Origin of the sequence: Streptomyces oryzae, assembly GCF_017676365.1 — a bacterium.
GTDB classification, from domain to species: domain Bacteria; phylum Actinomycetota; class Actinomycetes; order Streptomycetales; family Streptomycetaceae; genus Streptomyces; species Streptomyces oryzae.
This window is the reverse complement of record NZ_JADKMA010000033.1, coordinates 31,227-45,694: the sequence shown is the minus strand read 5'-3', so window position 1 is coordinate 45,694 and position 14,468 is coordinate 31,227. Positions and strand designations below refer to the sequence as shown.

14 protein-coding genes are annotated in these 14,468 nt (G+C 70.8%); 8 read left to right on the top strand and 6 right to left on the bottom strand.

Features of this window, described 5'->3' with window-relative positions:
* Positions 1 to 1,202, bottom strand: a 1,202-nt coding sequence (locus tag ITI46_RS09260) for an ROK family transcriptional regulator (RefSeq protein ID WP_209238960.1), incomplete at its 3' end; no start/stop codon positions are given.
* 305 nt (positions 1,203 to 1,507) lie between these two features.
* Between ITI46_RS09260 and ITI46_RS09255 the strand changes: the two genes are divergently transcribed.
* From ITI46_RS09255 to ITI46_RS09235, 5 genes are read left to right on the top strand one after another with little or no spacing between them, the layout of a single operon-like run.
* Positions 1,508 to 3,319, top strand: coding sequence for a peptide ABC transporter substrate-binding protein (locus ITI46_RS09255; RefSeq protein ID WP_209238959.1), 1,812 nt, complete (start codon positions 1,508 to 1,510; stop codon positions 3,317 to 3,319).
* 46 nt (positions 3,320 to 3,365) lie between these two features.
* Entirely contained in the window at positions 3,366 to 4,325 is a 960-nt protein-coding gene (locus ITI46_RS09250; protein WP_209238958.1) for an ABC transporter permease, read from the top strand.
* Positions 4,322 to 5,227: an ABC transporter permease gene (locus ITI46_RS09245; protein WP_209238957.1), complete on the top strand. Its 906-nt coding sequence runs from the start codon at positions 4,322 to 4,324 to the stop codon at positions 5,225 to 5,227. Before ITI46_RS09250 ends, ITI46_RS09245 begins: the two co-directional genes overlap by 4 nt.
* A complete protein-coding gene (locus ITI46_RS09240; RefSeq protein WP_209238956.1) occupies positions 5,224 to 6,942 on the top strand; it encodes a dipeptide ABC transporter ATP-binding protein in 1,719 nt (572 codons plus the stop codon). Before ITI46_RS09245 ends, ITI46_RS09240 begins: the two co-directional genes overlap by 4 nt.
* Positions 6,939 to 7,877 carry an ROK family protein gene (locus ITI46_RS09235; protein WP_209238955.1) on the top strand — a complete coding sequence of 313 codons (939 nt, stop codon included), beginning with the start codon at positions 6,939 to 6,941 and terminating at the stop codon, positions 7,875 to 7,877. The genes ITI46_RS09240 and ITI46_RS09235 overlap by 4 nt, the downstream gene beginning before the upstream one ends.
* A 201-nt stretch (positions 7,878 to 8,078) precedes the next feature.
* Here ITI46_RS09235 and ITI46_RS09230 read toward each other — a convergent pair whose 3' ends face one another.
* The 5 genes from ITI46_RS09230 to ITI46_RS09210 form a co-directional block, all read right to left on the bottom strand.
* On the bottom strand, positions 8,079 to 9,332 hold the full coding sequence (locus ITI46_RS09230; protein WP_247745713.1) for an MFS transporter: 1,254 nt from the start codon (positions 9,330 to 9,332) through the stop codon (positions 8,079 to 8,081).
* A gap of 50 nt (positions 9,333 to 9,382) precedes the next feature.
* Positions 9,383 to 10,537 carry a PLP-dependent cysteine synthase family protein gene (locus tag ITI46_RS09225; RefSeq protein WP_209238953.1) on the bottom strand — a complete coding sequence of 385 codons (1,155 nt, stop codon included), beginning with the start codon at positions 10,535 to 10,537 and terminating at the stop codon, positions 9,383 to 9,385.
* A 218-nt stretch (positions 10,538 to 10,755) separates the two neighbouring features.
* A complete protein-coding gene (locus ITI46_RS09220; RefSeq protein WP_209238952.1) occupies positions 10,756 to 11,160 on the bottom strand; it encodes a hypothetical protein in 405 nt (134 codons plus the stop codon).
* A gap of 334 nt (positions 11,161 to 11,494) precedes the next feature.
* Positions 11,495 to 11,974: a hypothetical protein gene (locus tag ITI46_RS09215; protein WP_209238951.1), complete on the bottom strand. Its 480-nt coding sequence runs from the start codon at positions 11,972 to 11,974 to the stop codon at positions 11,495 to 11,497.
* A 9-nt stretch (positions 11,975 to 11,983) separates the two neighbouring features.
* Positions 11,984 to 12,511 carry an NUDIX domain-containing protein gene (locus ITI46_RS09210; protein ID WP_209238950.1) on the bottom strand — a complete coding sequence of 176 codons (528 nt, stop codon included), beginning with the start codon at positions 12,509 to 12,511 and terminating at the stop codon, positions 11,984 to 11,986.
* Between the two features lie 268 nt (positions 12,512 to 12,779).
* Between ITI46_RS09210 and ITI46_RS09205 the strand changes: the two genes are divergently transcribed.
* The 3 genes from ITI46_RS09205 (at position 12,780) to ITI46_RS09195 (ending at position 14,466) form a co-directional block, all read left to right on the top strand.
* Positions 12,780 to 13,220, top strand: a complete 441-nt coding sequence (locus ITI46_RS09205) for a VOC family protein (RefSeq protein WP_209238949.1) — start codon at positions 12,780 to 12,782, stop codon at positions 13,218 to 13,220.
* 177 nt (positions 13,221 to 13,397) lie between these two features.
* Positions 13,398 to 13,808: a VOC family protein gene (locus ITI46_RS09200; RefSeq protein ID WP_209238948.1), complete on the top strand. Its 411-nt coding sequence runs from the start codon at positions 13,398 to 13,400 to the stop codon at positions 13,806 to 13,808.
* Positions 13,809 to 13,944: 136 nt separating this feature from the next.
* Positions 13,945 to 14,466, top strand: a complete 522-nt coding sequence (locus ITI46_RS09195; RefSeq protein WP_209238947.1) for a helix-turn-helix transcriptional regulator — start codon at positions 13,945 to 13,947, stop codon at positions 14,464 to 14,466.
* Positions 14,467 to 14,468 lie beyond the last annotated feature (2 nt).

Genomic DNA, 14,468 nt, shown 5'->3' with positions numbered 1-14,468 from the left:
CGGCCGGACGCCAGGTCGGTGCGGCCGACCTCGCTCAGGGCGTCTGCGAGGGCGCGCTGCAGGGCGAACTGCCCGGCGCCCACCAGTCCGGCGTCCGCGCTGAGGCTGACGCGCTCGATGGTGAGGTGCTCGGTGACCAACGGATGGCAGCTCTCGTACAGCTGGCTGCGCACAGCGGCGACGAACGGTTCCAGGGTGGAGAGGATGCCGCCGAGGTAGACGGCGTTGGGGTTGAAGAAGTTGACGTTGGTGGCGAGCACCTGGCCCAGGTAGTCGCCGGCTTTGCGGACGGCGCGGGTGGCCTCCGGGTCGCCGTGGGTGGCGAGCCGCACCACGTCCTCCAGGCTCTCGACCTGGGCGCCGCGTTCCCGCAGGATGCGGACGAGGGCGGCGCCGGAGGCCACGGTCTCCAGGCAGCCGGTGTTGCCGCAGGAGCAGGGGGTGTCGGCGCCGCCGACGACGCGGATGTGGGTGATCTCCCCTGCGGCTCCGGTGGCGCCGCGGAAGAGACGGCCGTCGACGATGACGCCGGCACCGATCGCGGAGCCGATCTTCACCATGATCGACTGCCGGTGTTCGGCGGGCCGCACGGTGTGCTCGCCGACCGCCATGCAGTTGGCGTCGTTGTCGGCGGCGGCCGGGACGCCGAAGCGCTCCTGGAGCCAGGCGGTGATCGGGAAGCGGTTCCAGCCGGGCATCCGGGACGGCATGACGACCGAACCCGACGCGACGTCGACCGGGCCGGGAAGCGAGAGCCCGACGCCGCGCAGCCGGCCTGGGCCGTGCTCTTCGGCCAGTGCCTGCAGGGTCTCGGCGAGCCGCGGCAGGGCCGCCTCGGGGCCGTCGGCGATGGCGAACGGGACGGTCGAGACGTCGGTGAGGCCGCCACCGGGCAGCACCACGCCGACGCGGGCGTGCCGGCCGCCGAGGTCGGCGGCGACGGCGAACCCGTCCGCACCGCCGAGCCGCAGCACCTTGCGGGGCCGCCCACCGGTGGACGCCTGGGTGCCCTCCTCCGCGATGAGCCCACGCTCGACGAGCTGGCTCACGGCGAGGGAGACGGTGGAGGCCGCGGCGCCGAGCAGCCCGGCGAGCTCGGCACGCGAGGACGCCTGCCCCGACGCCACGAGCTCCAGGATCCGCGGGGCCAGGGCCGAGGCACCCTTCGCCGTCCTCGGGCCCCTCGTACTTATTTCATTCATGAACGAAGTAACTTCCGCGATGGGTAGGTGTGACGGAGACAGTACGCCCGGCCGGTGCGTCGCGGAACGGCTCCAGGTGATCTTTTCAGGCCGCAAAAAACGCCCAATACCCCACAAGTGCCACATCGAGGCGGGCCCAGAGGGTGGGCAGGACTTTTTCCAGAACCGTAGATACTTACTTGTTACAGAACTTTGTTTGTCAGCGCGGCGCCTCCGGCGTTAGCTGTCGTGAACACAGCGCCGGTCCGACGGCGCCAGCCCGGTTCACCGGGATTCCCTACGGGGTCAACCTCCCAAGGAGAGCCATGTCCCTTGTTCACACGGCCGCCGCCCGCCGCTGGGCCCTCGTCGCGGGGGCCGCCGTCACCACCGGGGCGCTGCTGGCCGGCTGCTCCGGCGGCGCCTCGTCGTCCGCCTCCGGCGCCTCGGACACCATCAACTACGCGCTCCCCGCCAACTTCACGCCGAACTGGATACTCCCCATCGGCACTGCCGCGCATCTGAACACCAACAACTCCTCCATATCCCAGTCCCTGTGGGAGCCGCTGATCGCCTACGACGGCTCCGCCGGCAAGGTCGGCTGGAACAAGGACAACTCGCTGGCCACCGCCGCGCACTTCGCCGACGACAGCAAGAGCGTCACCATCACCCTCGGCGACCGGCACTGGAGCGACGGCAAGCCGATCACCTCCCGCGACGTGGAGTTCTGGTTCAACCTCGTCAAGGCGAACAAGTCGGACTGGGCCAGCTACAGCCCCGGCAAGGCACCGGACAACTGGGCCTCGTTCAAGGCCGTCGACGACACCCACTTCACGATCACCTTCGACCGGGCCTACAACCAGCAGTGGATGCTCGCCAACGAGCTGAGCATGATCCGCCCGATGCCGCAGCACGCCTGGGACAAGACCAGCGACTCCGGCTCCGTCTCCGGCCTTGACCGCACCCCCGCCGGGGCGAAGAAGGTCTGGAAGTACCTCAACGGCGCCGCCAAGAAGATCTCCCGCTACGCCACCGACCCGCTGTGGAAGACGGTCAGCGGCCCCTACACCCTCAAGTCGTTCTCCACGGCCGGCAAGGTGCAGCTGACCGCCAACGCCAAGTACGACGGCGGCGGCAAGGCCCACATCAAGAACGTCAACCTGCTGCCGTTCACCACCGCCGACGCCGAGAAGAACGCGCTGCGGGCCGGCACGGTCGACTACGGCTACATCAACGCCACCGACCTGAGCCAGAAGGCGTCGTTCGAGGCCAAGGGCTACGAGGTCCAGCCGTGGCAGGGCTGGGCCATCACCTACCTGCCCTACAACTTCAACAACCCCAAGATGGGCCCGGTCTTCAAGCAGCTCTACGCCCGCCAGGCCATTCAGATGTCGGTTGACCAGAAGACGCTGTCCAAGGTCGTCTTCAACGGCACAGCCGTGCCCACCTACGGCCCCATCCCGCAGGGTCAGAAGTCTTCGTTCGTCTCCCGCAAGCAGCAGGACAACCCCTACCCGTTCTCGACCGCCAAGGCCCGGAAGCTGCTGACGGACCACGGCTGGACCGAGAAGGGCGGCACCATGGTGTGCACCAAGCCCGGCAGCGGCGAGGGCCACTGCGGCAAGGGCGTCGACAAGGGCACCAAGTTCTCCATGCGGGTGCTCTCGCAGTCCGGCTCGACCGTCACCGACAACATGATGAGCGCCCTGCAGTCGTCGTTCGCCAAAACCGGCATCGACTTCCACATCAAGACCGCGCCGGTCAACTCCGTCCTGTCGCAGTCCGGCCAGTGCAAGCCGAGCGAGCCGAGCTGCAAGTGGCAGCTGTCGTTCTTCGGCACCGCCGGCAGCTGGTACTTCCCCGCCTACCCCAGCGGCGACTCCCTCTTCGCCACCGGCGGCGGCTCCAACTTCGGCAGCTACTCCGACCCCGCCGTGGACAAGCTGATCGCCCAGACCACCACCTCCTCCTCCGACGAGGCCATGCGCAAGTACAGCGCAGCCCTCGCCGAAAAGCTGCCGGTGGTGTGGCTGCCGGAGCCCGACTACCAGGTCTCCGTGGTCAAGAAGGGCCTCGGCGGCTTCGCGCAGGACTCACTCGCCAACTTCCACCCCGCCATGTGGAAGTGGACCAAGTAGGCCGTCCCCGCGACCGCGAGCACCACCCACAGCGACCGGAACCCACATGAGCACTCCCACATACCTGATCAGGCGGGCCCTGCAGGCCCTCGCGGTCATCCTGATCGTGACGATCGTCGTCTTCGCCCTGCTGCACGCCCTGCCCGGCGGCCCCGCCCGCGGGATCCTCGGCCCACAGGCCACCGCGCAGCAGATCGCGGCCTTCGACCACGAGCAGGGCCTCGACAAACCCCTCCCCGTGCAATACCTCTACTACCTGGGGCAGCTGGCACACGGCGACCTCGGCACCTCGTACACCCTCAACGAGCCGGTGTCGCAGCTGATCACCGAACGCCTGCCGAAGACCCTGCTGCTGACCGTCCTGTCGGCGATCGCCGGCCTGCTGCTCGCCGTGCCGCTGGGCATGTGGCAGGCCGTGCGGCGCAACAAGCCGGTCGACTACGTCATCACCACGCTCAGCTTCATCGCCTACTCCACACCCGTGTACTTCCTCGGCCTGATCCTGGTGCTGGTCTTCAGCCAGGCGCTGCCATGGTTCCCCTCCCAAGCCCCGCAGGGGCACACGCTGGGGCAGGTGCTCTCCGACCCGCAGGGGCTGGTGCTGCCCATCGCCGCCGGCGCCGCCTCGATGGTCGCGGTGTTCAGCCGCTACATGCGGGCCGCAACTCTGGAGAACCTCTCCGAGGACTACGTCAGGACGGCGCGGGCCGGCGGCTCCCGCTCCCGCGCCATCCTGTGGCGGCACGTGTTCCGCAACTCGCTGACCCCGGTGGTCGCCATGCTCGGCTACTACGTGCCGGTGCTGTTCGGCGGCGCCCTCGTCGTCGAACAGCTCTTCAACTATCCGGGCATGGGCCTCCTCTTCTGGACCGCCGCGCAGTCCTCCGACTACCCGGTGCTGCTCGGCTGCGTACTGATCATCTCGGTCGCCACGGTGACCGGCACGCTGATCGCCGACATCGTCCAGCGGATCATCGACCCCCGAGTGAAGGCAGGCCGGGCATGAGCACTGTCATACAGCCGGGCCGGACCCCTGGCACAACCACCCCGGCGAAGTCCGCCGCAGCGTCGGGCACCCGGCTCGCCGTCCGCCGGTTCCTGCGCCACCGGCTCGCGGTCGTCGGCCTCGGCGTCGTGGTCTTCTTCGTCCTGTTCTGCTTCGCCGGCCCGCTGGTGTACTCCACCGACCAGACCCACACCCTGCTCCACCAGGTCAACCTGGCCCCCAGCGGCACACACTGGCTGGGCACCGACGCCGTCGGCCACGACGAGCTCGGCCGGCTGATGTACGGCGGCAAGGTGTCACTGATCGTCGGCCTCGCCGCCGGCGTCCTGGCCACGGTCATCGGCACCCTGTGGGGCGCCGCCGCCGGCTACGCGGGCGGCTGGATCGACGCGGTGATGATGCGGGTCGTGGACGCGGGCATCGCCATCCCCGCGCTGTTCATCCTGCTGGTGGTCTCCGCCATCACCACGCCGGACCTGGGCGGCCTCGTCCTCATCCTCGGCTTCGTCTCCTGGCTGGTGCCCTCGCGGCTGGTCCGCGCCGAGACGCTCACCCTGAAGAACCGCGACTACATCCTGACGCTGCGCGCCATCGGCGGCACCCACGCCAGGGCCATCACCCGGCACATCCTGCCGAACTCGGTCTCCACCATCGCGGTCGCGGCCACCTTCCAGATCGCCGACGCCATCCTGCTGGTCGCCTACGTCTCCTACCTGGGCCTGGGCGTCCAGCCGCCGGCCACCGACTGGGGCGGCATGCTGTCGGTCGGCCTCACCGCCGCCTACTCCGGCTACTGGTGGCTCATCCTGCCGCCCGGCCTCGCCATCATCCTGGTGGTGTGGGCGTTCAACGCGATCGGGGACGGGCTCCGTGACGCATTCGACGTGAGGGGACGCGGATGACCGCCGACCAGAGCCCCGCCGCACCGGCGGCCGGGCCCATCCTCCGACTCGACGACCTCGGCGTCGTGTTCACCACCCAGTCCGGCGAGGTGCCCGCCGTCAGCGGCGTGTCCCTCTCGGTCGATCCGGGCGAGACGCTCGCCCTCGTGGGCGAGTCCGGCTCCGGCAAGTCAACCGTCGCGCTCGCCGCGATGGGACTGCTCGCCGGCAATGCCCGCGCCACCGGAAGCGCCACCGTCGCCGGTACCGAGGTGATCGGCGCGGGCGAGACCGCACTGGCGGGACTGCGCGGCCGGACCGTCTCGATGGTCTTCCAGGAGCCGGCCACAGCCCTGGACCCGCTGACCCGGGTCGGGAAGCAGATCGCCGAAGTCCTCCGCAACCACCGCGACATCTCCGCCAAGGACGCGGCCGCCCAGGCCGTGGAACTCCTGCGCCGGGTCGGCATCCCCGAGCCTGACAAGCGGGCGTCCGCCTACCCCTTCCAGCTCTCCGGCGGGCAGCGCCAACGCGTCGTCATCGCCATGGCCATCGCCAACGAACCCGCACTGCTGATCGCCGACGAGCCGACCACAGCCCTGGACGTCACCGTCCAGGCCGAGATCCTCGACCTGCTGCGCCGCCTCGCCGCCGAGACCGGCACCGGCGTCCTGCTGGTCACCCACAACATGGGCGTCGTCGCGGACTTCGCCGACCGGGTCGCCGTGATGTACCACGGCGAGATCGTGGAGACCGGCCCCGTCGAGGACGTACTGCTGCGCCCCTCCCACGAGTACACCCGGCGACTGCTGGCCGCCGTGCCGCGCCTGTCGGTCGCGGGGGAGGACGTACCGGAGACGGCACCGGCCGCCGCATCCTCCGCCCCCGCCCAGGCCGAGCCGGTCGTCGAACTCGACGACGTCTCCGTCGTCTTCGGGCGCGGCAGGGGCGCCGTACGCGCCCTGGACGGTGTCTCCCTCACCGTGCGCCACGGCGAGACCCTCGGCCTGGTCGGCGAGTCCGGCTCCGGCAAGTCGACCGCCTCCCGGGTCGCGCTCGGCCTGATCAGGCCGACCCAGGGCACCGTCTCGCTGTTCGGCACCGACCTGGCCCGCACCCGCTCCCGGGCCCGCCGGGCGCTCCGGTCCGGCATCGGCGTGGTGCTGCAGGACCCGGTGGCGTCGCTGGACGCCAGGATGACGGTCGGCGAGTGCGTCGCCGAACCCCTCAGGGTGCACCGCCGCGCACTCTCCGCCCGGGACCGCCAGAAGCGGGTCGCCGCCGTCCTGGACCGGGTCAGGCTGCCGCGCGACGTCGCCCGGAGGGCTCCCCGGGAGCTGTCCGGCGGGCAGCGCCAGCGGGTCAGCCTCGCCCGTGCCCTGGTGCTGGAGCCCCGCCTCCTGGTCGCCGACGAACCCACCAGCGCGCTCGATGTCAGCGTGCAGGAGGCCGTCCTGGACGTGATCTCCGAGCTCCAGGCCGAGCTGGGCTTCGCCTGCCTGTTCGTCTCCCACGACCTCGCCGTCGTCCAGCACTTCGCGCAGCGCGTCGTGGTGATGCGGGCCGGCCGTGTCGAGGAGCAGGGCGACACCGGCACGACACTGCTGCGCCCGGAGACCGACTACACGCGCAGGCTGCTGGCCGCCGTGCCGGTGCCGGACCCGGTGGTGCAGCGCAGCCGCAGAGCCGAACGCCTGACCACCCTGGCGGCGGGCCGGACGGAGGCGACGGCTTGACCTCCCAGCACCACCGCCCCCTCTTCGCCGGGGTCGACATCGGCGGCACCACCACCCAAGTGGTGCTCTGCGCCGAGGACCTGACCGTGCTGGACCGGGCCGGAACCGCGACCCCGGCGGCCGACGGCGGCCCGGCCATGGTCGCCGAGGCGCTCGGCGCCCTGGCCCCGCTGCTGGAGCGCACCCCCGGCAAGCTCGCCGGTGTCGGCGCAGGCGCGGCCGGCGTCGTCGACTCCGAGACCGGACGCATCCTGGTGGCCAGCGACTCCTTCACCGGCTGGGCGGGCTTCGCCGTCGCCGACGCCGTCGAGGCGGCACTCGGCGTCCCGGCCTACCTGGACAACGACGTCAACGCCTTCCTGTACGGGGAGGTGTACGGCGGCGCCGTGCGCGGCGAGCCCGACGTCCTCGGCATCACCCTGGGCACCGGTGTCGGCGGGGCGCTGTGGACCGGTGGCGCGCTGTTCGCCGGCCCGCACGGCGCGGCGGGCGAGATCGGGCACATTCCCGGATTCGGCGACCTGCCCTGCACCTGCGGCGGCCGGGGCCATCTGGAGACCCTCGCCTCCGGGCGTTCCCTGTGTGCCCGGTACGCCGAGCGCACCGGGCGCCGGCTGACGGCGCGCGAGATCGCCGATGCCGCCGGGCACGGGGACCGCGACGCCCTCGCGGTCTACCGCGCCGCCGCCGACGGCATCGCCCGTGCCATCGTGATGACGGCGGGCATCGTGGACGTCACCACAGTGGTGGTCGGCGGCGGCGTCAGCGGCGCCTGGCCGCTGCTGGAACCTCTGGTACGCGAGGCCCTCGCCGCCGAGCCGCCGGTCAGCGGCCACCCGGTCCGCCTGGTACGGGCCGCGCTGGGCGCCGACGCCATCCCGGTCGGCGCGGCGGCCAGAGCCCGCCGGGAACTGACCGCAGGCGCCCTGGTCTGAGGCCCCGGGACGCGTGGAATCCGTGGGCGTCTCCGGGAGGCTGGGGGAGTGGTCGCCGGTGCCGTCTATGGCCCGGCGCTGGAAGCGGGTGCAGGTGGCGTACGCGGATGGGCCGATGTCGTCGTACGGGGGCACACCGTGGCGGAGGGGCGGGCGCGTGTTGCCCGCCCCTCCGTCACAGGGCCGTTGACGCAGCCGAAGTCAGACCTTCGCCGGCTCAGGCTGGGGATCGCGCACGGGCGGCTGCAGCCGCCCGGTGCGGTGCAGCCCGTACAGGGCGGCGGCGCAGGCCAGGCCCACGGCGAACAGCGCGACCCACGGTAGGGCCGGTACGCCCGCCGCGCGGGCGGCATCCAGTGCGGCACCGGTGAACAGGTTGCCCAGAGTGATGCCGACGCCGCAGATGGTGTTGTACAGCCCGTAGTGTGTGGCCACGAGCCGATCGCCGGAGAGCCGGACGATGGTGTCCATCTCGAACGGGTAGGCGATCATCGTGCCGATGGCCAGCAACAGCGCGGCCAGGGTCGGTGGTACGGCCGCGAGCAGCCACAGGCCCACTCCGCCGTCCGGGACGGGGATGCCCGTGGCGATCAGCAGCGGGACGAACGCCACGCCCATCGTCAGCAGCCCCCAGGCCAGCGCCCGGCCCGGCTCCATGCGGGCCTTGCACCATGCGGTCACCCCGGTCTGGAAGAGGATCGTGGTCAGCCCGGAGACGGCGAACAGCACAGCGGCCGCGGTGGTGCCGAAATTTCCGTCGCCACCGAGGCGGCGTACCTCCAGCGGCAGCGCCAGGTAGACCTGGAACTGCATCACATAGAAGCCGATCATGGCGACGGAGAACAGCAGGAACGGCCGGTTGGCCACGATGCCGCGCCACTGGGACAGCACACTCTCCTGTCCGCCGGTCTTGGTGCTGCTCTTCGCGTCGTCGGCCCTGCGGGCGGGCAGGGCACGGATCTGCACGAGGCTCAGCAGCGCGAAGATCCCGGCCGCCACCAGGCAGGTGATGCGGAAGTCCACGCCGGTCAGCACCATGCCCACCAGCGGGCCGAGCAGGATTCCCGTCTGGTAGAAGACGTTGAACAGCGCGAAGGCCTCGACGCGCCGCTCACCGGCGTCCGCCGCGACGTAGGCCCGGACCGCCGGGTTGAACAGGGCGCCGGCAAGCCCGGTAGCCGCGGAGGCGGCCAGCAGCGCGGGCAGTGACTCCACCAGTCCCAGGGTGGCGAAGCCGGCGATCCGCAGCACAAGACCGGCGATGATCATGGGCTTGTAGCCGAGCCGGTCCGCCAGGGTGCCGCCGACAAGGAACATGCCCTGCTGGCTGAAGTTCCGGACGCCCAGGATGAGTCCGACGATCCAGCCGGCCAGTCCGAGGCTGCCGGACAGGTGCTGCGCCAGGTACGGCATCAGCATGTAGAAGCCGAGGTTGATGGTGAACTGGTTCACCATGAGCAGCTGGACGCTGCCCGGGTAGGAGCGCACCTGCGCGATGGTGTCCTTCACCGGCCCTCCTCCGCGTCGTCCCGGCCGAGCGCGTCGACTGCTTGGGCCTCTTCTGCTCCGGCCTCGTCCGGAGCACCGGATCCGGCGAGCACATCGACCAGCTCCGGCTCCGCCGCGGTGCCGGAGAGGGTGAGCGGGTCGACAACGGCGGTGCACCGCGTCCAGCGGGTGACCTCCTTCTCGTCCAGGCTGCCGATCACGTCCGGTTCGAGGAGCGGACGGGGTTCCAGCAGGCCGTGGGCGGCGCAATAGTCGTCGTCGTAGACGGTCCCCAGGTAGCGCTGCGGGCCGTCGGGGAAGATCGCCGCGATCCTGGCGTCCGCGGGGAGGATACGGGCCAGCCAGCCGGCCACGAGTGCGACGGCGCCGACGCTCCAGCCGCCGGTGGCGTAGTGCGAGTTGGCGAGCTGCCGGCAGGTCGCCACTGCCTCTGATGGCGCGACCCAGTGCACCTCGTCGAAGTTGTCGTAGGCGACGTTACGGGGATAGATGCTCGACCCCAGACCGCGCATCAGCCGCGGCCGGGCGGGCTGGCCGAAGATCGTCGAGCCGATGGTGTCCACCCCGACCAGGCTCAGGCCGGGGTAGATCTGCTTGAGGATCCGCGACACTCCCGCGGAGTGGCCCCCGGTGCCCACGCTGCACACCAGAACGTCGATGTGGCCGAGCTGGGAGGCCAGTTCCAGGGCGAGCGGGGTGTAGGCGGTGGTGTTGTCGGGGTTGTTGTACTGGTCCGGGCACCAGGAGCCGGGGTGCTGCCCGAGCAGCTGGGCGACGCGATCGCGGCGGGCCTGCTGCCAGCCACCGGTCGGGTGCGGCTCGGAGGCGATGTTGACCCGCGCTCCGTACGCGGTCAGCAACTGGGTCATGGACCGCTCCAGGCCCGGGTCGGTGACCAGGGTGACGGGGTGGCCGTAAACCATGCCGGCCAGGGCCAGGCCCAGACCGAGGGTACCGCTGGTGGACTCGATGATCCGGCCGCCCGGCTTCAGGTCGCCGCGGGCGCGGGCCCGCTCGACCATGTGCAGCCCGGGGCGGTCCTTGATGCCGCCGGGGTTGAAACCTTCCAGCTTCGCCCAGAACCCGCGACCGGCCGGGGCCAGGGGCTCGGAGACGTGCAGCACCGGGGTGTTGCCGACCAGCCCGGACATGCCGTGACCACAGGTGGTGGGGGTGCGGGGAATGGAAGCGTGGGGAGTGGAAACGCGGGGGGTGGAATCGTGGGGGGTGGATGTCGCTGAATGCATGAGTTCGCTCTCGCTCGATGACATGTGTGGGTGCTCATCTCGCGTGCCGCGGTGGAGTGGACGGGGGCGCGACCCCTTCCAGGGCGGCACGCCGCGGTCGGTCCGGCGACCGCGGCGAGGTGCTAAATGCGCCAGCAGCAGACGATGGCGAGTCTGGACCTGCCGGTCAGCTGCGTGCAGGGACCGCGCGGCCCCTGTTCGGACATGGAAAGGTGTGGCCGGCGGTCCGCGAGCACGGAGGTGCAGACCGCAGGTGGCGGTCCGGCGGTGAACGCCCGTCCGCCGGCCACGCCTGTCTGGCCCAGCACAGGCTGAGTGCAGAGGTGGCCGGTGGGCTCCTCGGACGCCGCAGGCTCCTTCGTCCCGGCCCGCTGCTCCGGCTGAGCGGCGGCACCGTACCGCGCCGTCTGCGGTACGTCCGCGCCGTGCGCGGTCGCCGTACAGCCGAAGAGCGCCAGCAGCGCAACGCCCAGAAGGCAGACGATCAGTCGACGAGACGCCGGTGAGTGCGCCGGGGGCCGGGACACTCCGCGACGGTCGGCGGATGTCCCCGCGGGGTCATGGCGCCATGGATCGGGTGTCGGGCGCTGCAGACGGGATAACACAGGTCCTCCGTGACCTCCGTACGGCAGTCACCGCTTCGAGCAGCCGAAGCAGAACTGCGCACAGCAATCGGGCGGTTGGCAGACAGGTGCCGGCAACCTGCCTGGCTGCGCCGTGGACACAGAGGGCGGGCAGCTCAGCCAGGCGGCACCGAATTGCTGGCCGCACCGGCCGGGGCGACAGACCGAGCCAACAGCGCTCGGCGGCCGGACCGGTGATGTGCCGGGAAGGCGTCGACCAGCGGGAACGACGCCTGAACTAGATCCGCAGGACCGAGGAGATGCCGGTCAGGGGAGGAGACGCCGAGACGTCATGGGCGGACCCGGGCCTCCCCAACGCCTTGTGCAGTAGCGGACTTTGCACCGCGTCCAGCGGCGCCAGGCAGGGGGAAGGCAGCTCCCCAGCAGGCTCGGGCTGGACGGACACGCAATCCTGGGCCGGATGCGCCGTCTCATGGCCGCCGTCGTGCTCATCGCACCCGGCCGCCTCGACAGCATGCTCCGCGGAGGTACCCGGCACCCCCTCCGCGGACGCACCGTGCACCTCGGCCTCACCGGAGCTCATCTGGGCGGCCGGGGACACCGACACGGGATCGATGTGGCCCGCCGCGCTCTCCGCGCTCACGCCATGCGTATACAGCAGGCCCAGCAACAGCACGGCCAGCCACAGCAGTCGCAGCGGACCCGCCCGATGAGAGCGGACCCGCAGCATGCTGAGCGCCGACCGGGCCGTAACCATGCCGTGATCCTAGCGGCACGGCAGGGGGCGGCATGTCCGCCCAGCCTGAACGGGAGGTGAACTGCCTCCGCCCCGCTGCCCCTTGGAGACCGGGGTCCCTTTCGAACGCTCGCGCTGACCTGCGCAAACGGCATGCCGAGACGATCCTGCCGCGATCGCAGAGATCAGTTCGCGGGATGTCACACCTCTGTCACGACGCAGACCACGGCACCGCCCCGACACCCGTCGGCGCCCTTGCGATTGCCACCACTGCATCCACGCCTCACCAGGCCATGGCGCCCGCACCCGACGCCTCCCGAACCGGTCGTCCGGCTCGACGGGCCGGCCGCCGAGTTCCACGTCCAGTTCGCGCGACAGTGTGTCCAGCGGTTCCTCGCCCGGATCGGTCTTACCACCGGGCAGGTAGAAGTTCTCCGGCGCTGCCTGCTTGCTCACGACCAAGAGCCGTCCGGCCTGTACGATGGCGGCCGCCACGACGACCAGCGGCTCCCCGTTACCGGCTCCTGACGGGGCAGGACCTGCGGCATGTGCCGTCATGGACGCCATCCTCTCCCTTGCCACCTGGTCCAGGTGGAGGCCCGAGACCGCAGGAGCTGAATCTCTCGGGCGGGTGTACCCCCAGCCTGCGCTGCACTCACCCTCGGCGGTGGCACTCGGCCGGCGGATCTGCGTCAGCGGTGCTGAGGCGCGATCCAGATCTCTTCGGGGTTCGGTGGTCTGCAGATGTCGTGAACGTGCCACCGGCTCCGTCCCAGGGGCATCAGCGGCCACCACCGGCCGCACGAGGAAGTAGAGGGAGACCAGCATGGCGATTCAGCGGATGGACAACGTCGGCATCGTGATCGAGGACATGGATGCCGCCATCGCGTTCTTCGCCGAACTCGGTATGCAGTTGGAGGGCAGGGCGCAGGTCGAGGGTCTCGTCGCCGACCAGTGCACCGGACTCGACGGCGTCCGCTGCGACATCGCGATGCTCCGGACCCCGGACGGTCACAGCCGGCTCGAGCTGGCGAAGTACCGCAGCCCCGCGGTGATCAGCGCCGGGCCGCGCAACCGGCCGCACAACGTTCTGGGCACGCACCGCGTCATGTTCGCTGTCGACGACATCGAGGACACCGTTGCGCGCCTGCGCCCTCACGGCGCCGAACTCGTCGGCGAGATCGCCCGGTTCGAGGACAGCTATGTGCTCTGCTACATCCGCGGCCCGGAGGGCATCATCGTCGGACTGGCCGAGCAACTGCGCTGAGGAAGGAAACGAACGTGGCGACCGCGGGCGGGAAGTGACCGGCCGAGCAGATCGAGGGACGGCGCCCGGCGAGCGGCGGGCCCCAAGTCGCAGCAGGGCACGTGAACGTTCGAGCGTGGCCGAATCGATCACGAATCGAGAAATGCGGAACGTGGGACGGCTTTTATCCTGCTCATCATGGATATAACCATTCACACGAGTTCCCTCCCGCACGACGACCCGGATGCGTCGCTCGCCTTCTACCGCGACGTCCTCGGCTTCGAGGTCCGCAGCGACGTCGGACAGGGCAGGATGCGCTGGATCACGGTCGGCCCGGCCGGTCAGCCCGGCACGTCCATCCTTCTGGCACCGCCGGCCGCCGACCCGGGAGTCACCGAAGACGAGCGCCGCACCATCACCGAGATGATGGCCAAGGGCACCTACGGCTGGATCCTGCTGGCCACCCCGGACCTCGACACCACCTTCGAGAAGGTGCAGGCCGGCGACACCGAGGTCGTACAGGAGCCGACCGAGCAGCCGTACGGCATCCGCGACTGCGCCTTCCGCGACCCCGCAGGCAACCTGGTCCGCATCCAGGAGCTTCGCTGAGCCGCACGACCATCGGTGCGGCTGTGTGGCTGTCCTGCCCGCCGGCCCTCGACATCGACCGTCCGGGTGTCCGCCTCGGCAGGCACCCGGGTGCTCATAGGCGTCGATGGAAGATCAGAAAAAGGGGAGTGTTCTCATGTGCCAGCCTGAGTGGCGGCGTGCACGCGTCCAGGCGCAGCGCCTGACTGATCTCGCGCGGCTGCGCCGCGTCCGCGACCGGATCGACAGGGAGTACGCGCAGCCGCTGGACGTGGAGGCGCTCGCCCGCAGTGTGAACATGTCCGCCGGGCACCTCAGCCGGCAGTTCCGGGCTGCCTATGGTGAGTCGCCGTACGCGTACCTGATGACGCGTCGCATCGAGCGGGCGACGGCGCTGCTGCGCCGTGGTGACCTGAGCGTCACCGAGGTCTGTTTCGCGGTCGGCTGCGCGTCGCTGGGCACGTTCACCACCCGCTTCACCGAGCTCGTCGGCATGCCGCCCGGGGCCTTCCGGCGCCGCGCGGCGGATGCGGCGGCCGACAGCGCCGATGCCGCGAGTGCGGCCGGTGAGCCGGGGCCTTCGGTCACGGTGGAGGGGATGCCGGCGTGTGTGGCGAAGCAGGTGACAAGACCGGTCAGGAATCGAGAAGCCCCGGCCGCTGGGCAGCCCATAGCGTGACG